Below are 11,613 nucleotides of genomic sequence, written 5' to 3'. Positions count from 1 at the left end.
ATGGCACGCGGGGCCCCCGACCCGACACAGGGCACCGAGGCGACGGGATATTTCGGCAAGATCCCGACGCAGGGCGATTTCGTCCAACGCAACCTGTCGCGCGGCGTGGTCGACCGGCTGGACGACTGGACGCGGCAATGCGTGCGCGAAAGCCAGCGCCACCTGGGGCGCGGCTGGCTGGACGCCTTCCTCGTGGCGCCGGTCTGGCGCGGACTGGTGGCGCGCGACAGACTGGGCCCCGATCCGCTGGCGCTGGTGATGATGCCCAGCGTCGACCGGATCGGGCGGTACTTTCCCCTGGTCCTCGCCGTGCCGCTGCCCGACCACCGCGGCCCGCTGACCGCGCTGCCACGCCAGATGGCGGGGTGGTTCGACCGGGCCGAAGCGCTGGCCCTGTCGACGCTGGCGCCAGAGTTCCGGCGCGCCACGCTCGATTCCGCGCTCGAGACTCTCAGCCCGCAGCGCTGGTTCCAGCCCGCGCTGCGCACCATGCCGCAGGACGGCGCCCGCAGCCTGTGGTGGGTGGGCGAGGATACCGCCGCCATGCAGGGCTTCGACGGCCTGCCCGCGCCCGAGACGTTCCACCGAGTGTTCCTGGGGGGGCCGCCTGGAAGCCCCCCTTCATCCGCGACCTCTTCTGCGGGCTCCACTGCGGCCTCCAAACCGACGACGCAGCCGCAGGCCGGATCCTCCGCGGGCCCGGCCGCGGTCGTGCACCCCGAAGGTGCCGCCCCGGTGCGCCCGCCCGAGACGCGGGTGCTGATCGACATCGACAGCGCCGGCGCCGCGCTGAAAGGCACCCGCAGCGCGATGCTGACCGACGCCTTCGCGATCGGCGAAGACAGCCAGGCGATGAGCGTGATCAGCGGGCTTGGCGCGCATCCCGGCCTTACCGGCGCCGTCGAGACGGTGCGCGAGGCGCTGGCCGCCATTGCCGGGCCGTTTTCGATGAGCGACCTCATCTCGGAGGCCAAGGGCAAGCTGGGGCGCGCCAATGCCATGCTCTGCGCCCGCGGTCAGCCCAGCGACACGGTCTTCGCCGCCTCGGCCGCGACACTGCTGGTGCAGGGCAACCGGCATGCGGTGCTGTGGTCGGGCAACGTGCGCTGCTATCTTTTGCGCGACGGCCAGATGTCGCGGCTGACGCGCGACCATGTCGATCCGGTGCTGGCCTCGGTCGTCACCCGCGCCGTCGGGGCGTCGCGGCAGCTGTCGCTGGAAAGCGCCCTGGGCGAGGCGCGACCGGGCGACAGGTTCTTGCTGTGCTCGGGCGGGCTGGCCGCCGCTTTGCCCGAGCCCGACATCGCCCGGACCCTCGCGACTGCGGCAACCTCGCGACAGGCTGCAACTCATTTGACGCAGGATGCCCTGATTGCCGGCGCGTCGCTTGACGTTGCGGCCCTGGCAGTAATCCTCCGCTCAAGAACAACCGAGGACGGGGGCCTTCCGCACACCCCCGACAACCAGGCAGGACAGGCAGATGAATATTCGTAAGCTCGCGGTATGTTGCATGGTTCTGGGCGCGGTCGGTTGCGCCCCCTCGGACGGGCCCAAGACGGGTCAGGTCGTTTCGCAGGCGCGGCAGAGCGATACGCCGATCCTGCCGCTCAGCGATCAGGTGGTGCGGGCACTGGGCAGCCCGCGGGCGTCCGGCGGGCTCGCGTCGCTCGGGGCGGGCACCTACGTGCCCGGGATCATCAAGCCCGGCGACACGATCACCGTCACCGCCTTCGGCACCGGAGAGTCGGGGCTCTTCAACGCCGCGGAAAGCGCCGCGCTGCCGCTGGGCGACTTCACCGTGTCTCAGTCCGGCAGCGTGACCCTGCCCTTCGTCGGCGGCATCCGCGTGGGTGGGCAGTCGGTTTCCACGGCCGAACGCACCATCACCGAGAACCTGCGCCAGTCGGCGGTCGACCCCTATACCACCGTCAGTATCGCCCGGAAGGAAACCGACACCTACAGCGTGCAGGGGGCCGTGGGCGCCGCGGGCATGTTCAACCTGACCGCCCGGGGCGAAACCGTGTTGGACGGCATCGCCACCGCCGGCGGCGCCACCGAGGCGCCGGATGCAAGCGTCGTCACGGTGCTGCGCGGCGGCCGCCGGGGCCAGGACGTGATGGAACGGGTGATCTCGGATCCCGCGCGCAACATCCCGCTACTGCCCGGGGACACGGTGATCGTGGGCGGCGGCGACGCGCAGTTCACCGCCGACGGCGCGCTTGGCGCCACGGGGGATTTCGATTTCGCCGAGGGGTCGCTCAGCCTCGCGCAGGCGGTGGCGCGGGCGGGCGGGCTGCAGGACAGCCGGGCGAACCCGCGCGCGGTGTTCCTGTTCCGTCACCTCGACCCGGGCGACTCCTTCATCCTGCTCGAAACCGAAGGCACGCGGCGCACGGTCACGGGCGACGTGATCTTCCGCGTCGATTATGCCGACCCCGCCGCGCGTCTGCGCGCCGGGCGGTTCCAGGTTCAGGACGGCGATGCGATCTACGTGGGCAACGCGCCGCTCGCGAACTTCCAGAAGTACTTCCAGATCTTCAGCCGCCCGCCCGAGATCCCGGCACCTCCCCAGCCCTGACCGACGGACCGGGCATGCAAGACGCGGGGCACCGCCTCCGGTGCCCGACAGGTTGCAAGACAGCTCGACCATAGGTCGGAAGCCCGGGGCCATGGATAGGATGTGCTCCTGAATGGCCACGCGCTGACAGCAGCCCGCGCCGCCCGGCCCGGCCGCTTGGGGGCCGCATCCGGCGCGCAGCACGCCCCCCCCGTGTGCCCGCGGAGGTCCCGGCGATCAGCCGGCGGCCCGTGCCTCGTCGGCGATCGTCGCGGCGGCGCCGCGTTCCAGCAGGTCGGCCAGGATGTCGGTGACCACGCCCGCAAACGTCGTGTCGTCGGCCAGGTCAGTGGGCAAGAAGCTCCCCTCACCGGTCAGCGCGGCAAGGATCCCGGGCGCGGTGGTAGCGCCCTGCAGCCGCGCCGCGATCTCGTCCGAGCGGGGGTCGTTCAGGTCAAAGGTGGTGCCGTCGTCGTGCCGACCCAGCGCGAAGCGCATCCACAGCGCCGTGGCGAAGGCGAAGGGCCGCAGGTCCTGCCCCCCCGTCCGTGCGTCTCGGGCCGGGGCATAGATGCGCTGCGGCATCTTCTCGGTCCCGTCCATCGCGATCTGCGCGGTCCGGTGGGCAAGGTGCGGATTGGCGAACCGCCGCGCCAGATCGTCGCCGTAGGCGGCGAAATCGATACCCGGCAACGGCGCCAGCGTGGCGGCGGCCGCTGCAAGGTGACGCCGCACCAGACGCGCCAGCGCGGCATCCGCCATCACGTCGCGCACATGCGTGTGCCCCGTCAGGACCCCGGCATAGGCGATCATCGAATGGCTGCCGTTCAGCATCCGCAGCTTCATGTGCTCGTAGGGCGCGACGTCCTCGACGAAGAGCGCGCCGCCGGCCTCCCAGTCGGGGCGGCCTTCGGGAAAGCGGTCCTCGATCACCCACTGGCGGAACCGCTCGGTCAGGATCGCGCCGGCGTCCGTGCGCCCGGTCATCGCCGCGGCCATCGCGCGGACCTCCGCGTCGGGCGCGGGGGTGATCCGGTCGACCATCGCGTTCGGGCAGGCGACTGCCCCGGCGATCCAGTCGCGCAACGCGGGGTCCCTGCGCCCCGCCACATCGAGGATCAATCCGCGCACGAGGTCGCCGTTGCCCGGCAGGTTGTCGCAGCTGAGGATCGTGAAGGGCGGCACGCCCGCGGCGCGTCGCGCGGCCAGCGCCTGCACCAGCAGCCCGGCGACGCCCACAGGCGCCTCGGGATGGACCAGGTCATGGGCGATGGCGGGATGCTGCGGGTCGGCCCCGCCGCGGGCCCGGTCCAGCCCGTAGCCCTTTTCGGTCACGGTGATGGTGACGATACGCGTCGCGGGGTCGGCCAGCACCGCGCGCACCGCTTCGGCGTCGCCATGCGCATGGGCCAGCGCGCGCGACACCGCCCCCACGACCCGCGCCTGCGTCCCGTCCACCCCGGCCTCGATCACGGTGAAAAGCCCGTTCTGCGGGGTCAGGTCGCGCACCGCCTGATCGGACCTGAGCGAGACGCCGACGATCCGCCAGTCCCCGCCCGAGCGCGCCAGCGCGTCGTCGGTATAGACCGCGAGGTGCGATTTCTGGAAAGCGCCAAGGCCCAGGTGCACGATCCCCTCGCCCAGCGCCGCACGGTCATAGGCGGGGACGCGGACGTCGTCCGGCAGGCCCTGCGTTTCGCTCAGCCGGGTCACTGCCCGCCCCCCGCATGGCCCAGCCCGGCGATGACGCCGCGCAGCTCGGCCAGCCCCTTCAGCCGCCCGATGGCAGGGTAGCCGGGCTGCGCCTTGCGCGTTTTGTCGTCCAGGATGTCCTGCCCGTGGTCGGGGCGGAACGGGATCGAGGCATCGGGCCGCCCGGCATCCCGGCGGCGGCGTTCCTCGCGCAGCGTGGCGGCGATGACGGCGACCATGTCGGTATCGCCGCCCAGATGCTCGGCCTCGTAGAACGACCCGCGGATCGCGTCGCTTTCGCGGGTGACGTTGCGCAGGTGCAGGAAATGAACCCGGTCGCCCAGTCGGTCGATCATGCCCGGCAGGTCGTTGTCGGGCCGCGCGCCAAGCGAGCCGGTGCACAGCGTGATGCCCGAGGCGCGCTCGGGCACGGCCTGCATGACCCGGGCATAGTCGGATTCGGTCGACATGATCCGCGGCAGGCCCAGCAGCGGGAACGGCGGATCGTCGGGATGGCAGCACAGGCGCAGGCCCAGCTCTTCGGCCACCGGGGCGACCTGCGACAGGAAATCGATCAGGTTGGCGCGCAGCTCGTCCGCGCCGATGGCGGCATAGTCGTTCAGCCGCGCCCGCACGTCCGGCAGGGTGAAGTTGTCCGCCGCCCCGGGCAGACCGAAGACGATGTTGCGGGCGATCGCCTCGCGCGCTTCGGCGTCCATCGCATCGGCGCGGGCCTTCGCGGCGGCGCGCAGCCCGGCGTCGTAGTCATCGCCCGCGCCCGGACGTTCAAGCACGAAGAGGTCGAAGGCCGCGAAATCGATCAGGTCGAAGCGCATGCAGGTCGCGCCGCTGGCGACCTCGTAGGCCAGGTCGGTGCGGGTCCAGTCCAGCACCGGCATGAAGTTGTAGCACACGACCTCGATCCCTTCGGCGGCGAGGTTACGCAGGCTGTCGGTCCAGGCCGCGATATGGGCGGCGCGGTCTGGCGCGGCGGTCTTGACCGCCTCGGAGACGGGCAGGCTTTCGACCACGTCCCATGTCAGGCCAGAGGCGCGGCCGTCGCGGCGACGCGCGACCTCGTCCTTGCGGCGGGCGATCTCGTCCCGGCTCCAGACCTGCCCGGGCGGCAGGTGGTGCAGCGCGGTCACCACACCCTCGGCGCCGGCTTCGCGCACATCGTCGATACTCACCAGATCCTTCGGTCCGAACCACCGCCACGTCTGTCGCATCGCAAAACCTCCCTGCTGCGCGGGCCCGGCGCGATTCCCGCCCGCCTCGGCCCGATTGATAACTTGTATGGCAGTATGGTAGCAAGTCGCGGGGAGGACGAATCATGCGACAGGACCAGATCGACCAGACCGCGCCCATCGCCCGGCAACTGACGCGGTTCCTGCGCGAGCGTATCATCCGCAACGACCTGCACCCCGACCAGAAGATTTCGGAATCCGAGATCGCGCAGCAATACGACGTGTCGCGCCAGCCGGTGCGCGAGGCGTTCATCCGTCTCGCCTCGGAAGGTCTCGTCTCGGTCCTGCCGCAGCGCGGCACCCGGGTCAGCCGGATCGACGTCGTCGCGGTGCGCGAGGCGCGGTTCCTGCGCGAGGCGGTGGAATCGGACATTGTGCGGCTGCTGGCCGAGGCGCCCGGGCGCGCCGACCTCGCCGAGCTTGATGCCCATATCGACCGCCAGCGGGCTGTCGCCGCGGGCGACCCGCTTGAGTTCATCCGCGCCGACGAGGCATTTCACAGGACGCTGGCGGAAATGGGTGGCAAGGCCGGGATCTGGCGCAAGGTCCAGGGGCTGAAGGCCCAGATGGACCGGGTGCGGGTCCTGTCGCTGTCGCAATTCCCCGTGAACAAGCTGATCGACCAGCATGCCGCCATCGTCGCCGGCATCGCCGCGGGCGATCCCGCCCGGGCCGAGGCCGCGACCCGCCACCACCTGCGCGAGGTCCTGAGCGACCTGCCGCAGATCGTGACCGCCAACCCCGCGTTCTTCGACGACGCCCCCGACGGGGACGAGGACCGCACCGTTATCATCGGAGGAGGAGAATGATGATGTTCACCCGCAAACTGGCGCTTGCCGCCGCCTTTACCGCCCTCGCCGCGCCGCTGGCCGCGCAGGAACGCACGCTGCAGCTGGGCCACCTCGCGAACGAGGACAACTCGTGGCACCAGGCCTCGCTGAAGTTCGCCGAAGAGGTCGAGCGGCTGACCGACGGCCGCATCGCGGTCGAGGTGTTCCCGAACGAAAGCCTCGGCAAGGAGATCGACCTGATCAACGGCATGCAGCTGGGCACCGTCGACATGACGATCACCGGTGAATCGCTGCAGAACTGGTCGCCCATGGCCGCCCTTCTGGCGGTGCCCTACGCCTACGGCTCGCTCGAGCAGATGGACGAGGTGGCAAGCGGCGAGATCGGCGACCGGATCGAGCAGGAGATCATCGAGCGCGCCCAGATCCGGCCGATCGCCTACTTCGCCCGCGGCCCGCGCGAACTGACCGCGAACCGCGCGATCTCGACCCCCGAGGATCTGGACGGCCTGCGGATGCGCGTGCCCAACGTGCCGCTTTTCGTCGATGTGTGGTCCGCGCTTGGCGCGCAGCCCACGCCGATGGCGTTTTCCGAGGTCTTCACCTCGCTTCAGAACGGCACCATCGACGCGCAGGAGAACCCGCTCGCGCTGATCCGCTCGGCCAGCTTCGCCGAGGTGCAGGACTACGTGAACATGACCGATCACGTCCGGTCGTGGATCTACCTCACCATCTCGGAACAGACCTGGGGCCAGCTGTCGCAAGAAGACCAGGACGCGATCATGGAAGCGGCGGCCACCGCGCAGGAGTATGAGCGCGAGCTGTTCAACGAAAGCATCGAGGCCGACCGCGCCTATCTCGAAGACAACGGCATGACCTTCAACGAGGTCGACAACGCCGCCTTCGCCGCCGCCGCGCGCGACGCGGTCCTGTCGAACGTCGGCGACGAGATCCGCCCCATCGTGCAGGACCTCTTCGACGCGCAGGCCTCGGGCAACTGATCGGCCCGCGTCGCCCGCCTGCTGCGCCGCCCCGAAACGGCGGGCGGCGCGGTGACGCCGAGATCAGTCAAGACCGCCGCCCCCGACACCACGGGGGCGGCGGCAACGATCCCGGGAAAACGAGGGTACCGGACATGCGCCAGATCGACTTGCTGCAACGTGCCGTCGTCGCGTTCTTTCGCGCGCTCGTCGGGCTCGCCTTTCTCGTCTTGATCGTCGCCGTGCTGTGGCAGGTGATCGGACGCCTGTCGGGCGCCTCGCCCGTCTGGACCGAAGAGCTGACGCGCTTCGCACTGCTCTACCTCGCCGCCATCGGCGCGGGCCTGTCGCTGCGCACCGGTGACCTGGTCAACGTCGACATCGTCTCGGAAAGCCTGCCCGAAAGGGCGTCATGGACGCTGCGCCTGATCTCGGCGGCGCTGATCGCGTTCCTTGGGATCTACCTGCTGCCGATGGCGTGGAAATACACCTCGATCGGCTGGTTCCAGAGATCGCCCGCCCTGGGGCTGCAGATGGCCTGGGTGCATTTCAGCATCTTCCTGATGCTGGCGCTTCTGGCCTTCTTCGCGGTCCTGCGGATCGTGGGAATGCTGGCCGGCACAACCGACGGCCGTCCGCGGGCGCCCCGTCCCGAGGGCGAGGAGTAACGCCATGGATGTCGCCGTTCTGTTTTCCGTCTTCGTCGCGGGGCTTGTCATCGGCGTGCCCGTGGCGGTGACGCTGGGCCTGTCGTCGCTGGCCTACATCTTCGTCGCCGGGCTGAACCCGGTGGCCATTCCGCAGAAGATGTACGCCGGCATGGACGTCTTCGTGCTGCTGTCGATCCCCGGCTTCATCCTGGCCGGCAACCTGATGAACCAGGGCGGCATCACCGAGCGGATCATCCGCTTTGCTACCGCGCTGGTCGGCTGGGTGCGGGGCGGCCTGGGGCTGACCAATATCGCCGCCTCGATGCTGTTCGGCGGGATCACCGGCACCGCGGTGGCCGACGCGGCCTCGATCGGGGGCGTGATGATCCCGGGGATGAAGAAGGCGGGCTATCCGGCCGACTTCTCGGCCGCCGTCACCGCCGCGTCCTCGACCGTGGGACCGATCATCCCGCCGTCGGTGCCGATGATCATCGTGGGCTCGCTGGCCGGGATCTCGGTCGGGCAGATGTTCTTGGCCGGCGCCGTGCCTGGCATCCTGATGGGCCTGGCGATGATGCTCACCTGCTGGATCATCTCGCGCCGCCGCAATTTCCCCCGTCAGGAATGGCAGGGCTGGGGCGAGGTCGTGCGGTCCTTCGGATCGGCGTCCTGGGCGCTGGCGATGACCGGATTCATCATCTACGGCCTGATCTCGGGCCTGGCGACGCCGACCGAAACCGCCATCGTGGCCAGCGTCTACGCGCTGATCGTGGGCGGCGTGATCTACCGCGAACTGGACTGGCGCGCCCTGCCCGCGATCGTGATCGACAGCGCCGTCGCCTCGGCCGGGATCCTCGCGCTCGTGGGATTTGCCAATGTCTTCGGCTGGATCCTGGTGTCCGAGCGTATTCCGCAGATGCTGGCCAACGCGGTGCTGTCGATGACCGACAGCCGCATCCTGGTGATCCTGATCATCAACCTGCTGCTGCTCTTCGTCGGCATGTTCATGGAGACCATCGCCGCGCTGATCATCCTCTTCGTGCCGCTGTCGCAGCTGGCCTTCACCGTGGGGATCGACCCGATCCACTTTGCCACCTTCGCGGTGCTGAACCTGATGATCGGCCTGACCACCCCGCCCGTGGGCGTCTGCCTCTTCGTCTGTGCGGGCATCGCGCGGATCCCGCTGACGCCCGTCGTGGTGGCGATCCTGCCCTTTCTTCTGACGAACCTCGTTGTCCTGTTCGCGGTCAGCTACATCCCGGCGATCGCGACATGGCTGCCCTCGCTGCTGAACTGATCCGTTGATGACAGGAGCTTCCATGGCCTCCGACGACACCATCCGCATCTGCCGCCTGCACGGGCGCGACGACCTGCGGATCGAAACCCAGAGCGCCGTGCCCCCCGGGCCCGGCCAGGTCACCGTCGCCATCGGCGCCGGCGGGATCTGCGGGTCGGACATGCATTACTTCCGCGACGGCGGCATCGGCACGATCCAGGTGCGCGAGCCGATCATCCTCGGCCACGAGGCCGCGGGTCATGTCGTGGCGCTGGGCGAGGGGGTGACCGGGCTCGCCCCCGGCGACCTGGTCGCGGTGAACCCCAGCCACCCCTGCGGCACCTGCGCCTTCTGTACTGCGGGCATGGCGAACCAATGCCCGAACATGACCTTCCTGGGCTCGGCCATGTACCTGCCCCACGCGCAGGGGCTGTTCCGCGACCGGGTGACCGTGGGCGCGGGCCAGTGCCACCCCCTGCGGGGCGACGTCTCGGTGGCCGAGGCCGCCTGCGCCGAGCCGCTGGCCGTCTGCCTGCATGCCGCGCGCATCGCGGGCGACATCGCGGGCCGCCGGGTGCTGGTGACCGGCGCGGGCCCGATCGGGGCGTTCTGCACCGCCGTCGCCGCACAGGCCGGCGCGGCCGAGATCGTGGTCACCGACCTCGAGGACATGCCGCTGGAGGTCGCGCGCCGGATGGGCGCGACCGAGGTCGTGAACGTGCGCACGGATGCGTCTGCACTCGACCGGCTGACCGCGGACAAGGGGCAGATCGACCTGGTCTTCGAATGCTCGGCCGCGGCGCCGGCCATTGCCCAGGCCGTGGCCTGCCTGCGCCCGCGCGGAGGGCTGATCCAGGTAGGCTCGGCCGGGCCCACGCAGGTGCCGCTGAACCAGATCGTGGGCAAGGAAATCGTGACCCAGGGCAGCTTCCGCTTCGACGTCGAGTTCGCCGAGGCGGTCGCCGCCATCGGCACCCGCCGGATCGACGTGCGCCCGGCGATCACCGGGACATGGCCGATGGAACAGGCGATCGACGCCTTCGCCGCCGCCGCCGACCGCCGCAGGTCGGTCAAGGTGCACCTGACCTTCGCCGGGGCCTGAGCGCGATGGCCGCCGCACGCACCCTGCTCTGCCTCGGCGAGTGCATGGTCGAGCTGTCGGACGCCGGCGACGGCACCTATCGCCGGGGCTTCGCGGGCGACACCTTCAACGCGGCGTGGTACGCGCGCCGCGCGCTGGGGGACGGCTGGCGTGTGGCCTATGGCAGCTGCCTCGGCGAAGACGCGATCTCGGACGAGATGGCGGGGTTCATCGCCGGCGAAGGCATCGCCGCGGACACCCTGCGCCGGGTGTCGGGACGCACCGTCGGGCTTTACATGATCTCGCTCACCCACGGCGAACGCGCGTTCAGCTACTGGCGCGGCAACTCCGCCGCCCGCCTGCTGGCCCAGGACGCCGATTGGCTGGCGGGCGTGCTGAACGGTGCCGCGCATGTCCACCTGTCGGGGATCACCTGCGCCATCCTGCCGCCCGCGGGGCGCGACACGCTGCGCGCGGCGCTGGCCCGGGCGCGGGCGGCGGGCACCACGGTATCCTTCGACACCAACCTGCGCCCCGCGCTGTGGGAGGATCGCGCGACCATGCAGCGCGAGGTGATGGCCACGGCCGCCGTCTCGGACATCCTGCTGCCCAGCTTCGACGAAGAGACCGCCCTTTTCGGCGATGCCACGCCGGCCGACACCATCGCCCGCTACCGCGCGCAGGGGGCTCGGCAGGTGGTGGTCAAGAACGGCGGCGGTCCGGTCGTCCTCTGGTCGCAAGGGGCCGAGCCTGTCAGCCTTCCGGTGGCGCCCGTCGCGCGCGTGGTGGATACCACGGCGGCAGGCGACAGCTTTGCCGGCACCTTCCTGGCCGCGACACTGGACGGCGCCGCCCCGGACGAGGCCGTGCGCAGCGCCGCGCGCTGCGCCGCCGAGGTCATACAGGTTCGCGGCGCGCTGATGCGTTAGCCGCTCTGTCGGCCAAGGGCCGGGCACCCGGGTCGCGCGCCGCCCCTTCGGTCACGGGCGCGGCGGGCGGGCCGGTGGTATCCCACCTTGAAAGAGAGTTGTTACTGCACCCGCATTTCTGGCCGTCAGTACGAAAATGCGATCTCTTCCTAGATGAGCCGACCGGACCGCGAGACGCAAGAGATCGTCGACGCGCGCATGCGCGATCCGCGCCGGGCCCGCGGCCTGATGCTGCAGCGGCTGGCCGGGGCCACGGGTTTGTCCGTGGGCTATCTCGACCATCTTGAGCGCAACCGCGCCCTGCCCTCGATCCGAGCGCGCAGCACGATCTCTCGCGCTGGGGGTGGTGACTATCAGCCGGGTCTTCGCCGAGCCCGAGCACGACACGGCCCCCGAGGCGCAAGTCATCCTCC

At 70.4% G+C, this 11,613-nt stretch carries 10 protein-coding genes; 8 read left to right on the top strand and 2 right to left on the bottom strand.

Annotation, left to right across the window (positions count from 1 at the left end; genetic code table 11):
* Both tagF and EKE94_RS05030 read left to right on the top strand, forming a co-directional pair.
* Complete coding sequence (gene tagF / locus EKE94_RS05035) at positions 1-1,494, top strand: type VI secretion system-associated protein TagF (RefSeq protein ID WP_127905530.1); 1,494 nt, start codon at positions 1-3, stop codon at positions 1,492-1,494.
* The gene (locus EKE94_RS05030; protein WP_127905529.1) at positions 1,481-2,578 is read left to right on the top strand and encodes a polysaccharide biosynthesis/export family protein; all 1,098 of its coding nucleotides are present in this window, start codon (positions 1,481-1,483) and stop codon (positions 2,576-2,578) included. The genes tagF and EKE94_RS05030 overlap by 14 nt, the downstream gene beginning before the upstream one ends.
* Positions 2,579-2,794: 216 nt before the next feature.
* Here EKE94_RS05030 and EKE94_RS05025 read toward each other — a convergent pair whose 3' ends face one another.
* Both EKE94_RS05025 and uxuA read right to left on the bottom strand, forming a co-directional pair.
* Positions 2,795-4,270 carry a mannitol dehydrogenase family protein gene (locus tag EKE94_RS05025; RefSeq protein WP_127905528.1) on the bottom strand — a complete coding sequence of 492 codons (1,476 nt, stop codon included), beginning with the start codon at positions 4,268-4,270 and terminating at the stop codon, positions 2,795-2,797.
* The gene (gene uxuA / locus EKE94_RS05020; RefSeq protein ID WP_127905527.1) at positions 4,267-5,478 is read right to left on the bottom strand and encodes a mannonate dehydratase; all 1,212 of its coding nucleotides are present in this window, start codon (positions 5,476-5,478) and stop codon (positions 4,267-4,269) included. Before uxuA ends, EKE94_RS05025 begins: the two co-directional genes overlap by 4 nt.
* Before the next feature lie 104 nt (positions 5,479-5,582).
* On the opposite strand from uxuA, the gene EKE94_RS05015 reads away from it, so the two are divergent.
* The 6 genes from EKE94_RS05015 (at position 5,583) to EKE94_RS04990 (ending at position 11,200) form a co-directional block, all read left to right on the top strand.
* Entirely contained in the window at positions 5,583-6,305 is a 723-nt protein-coding gene (locus EKE94_RS05015) for a GntR family transcriptional regulator (protein WP_127905526.1), read from the top strand.
* Positions 6,302-7,285, top strand: coding sequence for a TRAP transporter substrate-binding protein (locus tag EKE94_RS05010; RefSeq protein ID WP_127905525.1), 984 nt, complete (start codon positions 6,302-6,304; stop codon positions 7,283-7,285). The genes EKE94_RS05015 and EKE94_RS05010 overlap by 4 nt, the downstream gene beginning before the upstream one ends.
* 134 nt (positions 7,286-7,419) lie before the next feature.
* On the top strand, positions 7,420-7,932 hold the full coding sequence (locus EKE94_RS05005; RefSeq protein ID WP_127905524.1) for a TRAP transporter small permease: 513 nt from the start codon (positions 7,420-7,422) through the stop codon (positions 7,930-7,932).
* Between the two features lie 4 nt (positions 7,933-7,936).
* Positions 7,937-9,211, top strand: coding sequence for a TRAP transporter large permease (locus EKE94_RS05000; RefSeq protein ID WP_127905523.1), 1,275 nt, complete (start codon positions 7,937-7,939; stop codon positions 9,209-9,211).
* Positions 9,212-9,233: 22 nt separating this feature from the next.
* Positions 9,234-10,292 (top strand): L-idonate 5-dehydrogenase, encoded by a 1,059-nt coding sequence (locus EKE94_RS04995; RefSeq protein WP_127905522.1) that lies wholly within the window; start codon positions 9,234-9,236, stop codon positions 10,290-10,292.
* A gap of 5 nt (positions 10,293-10,297) precedes the next feature.
* Positions 10,298-11,200 (top strand): sugar kinase, encoded by a 903-nt coding sequence (locus EKE94_RS04990; RefSeq protein WP_127905521.1) that lies wholly within the window; start codon positions 10,298-10,300, stop codon positions 11,198-11,200.
* Positions 11,201-11,613 lie beyond the last annotated feature (413 nt).

It is taken from the genome of Mesobaculum littorinae, assembly GCF_004011175.1.
GTDB lineage: Bacteria > Pseudomonadota > Alphaproteobacteria > Rhodobacterales > Rhodobacteraceae > Tranquillimonas > Tranquillimonas littorinae.
Note: the sequence above shows the minus strand (reverse complement) of the source record. Positions and strands in the feature narration are given on the sequence as shown.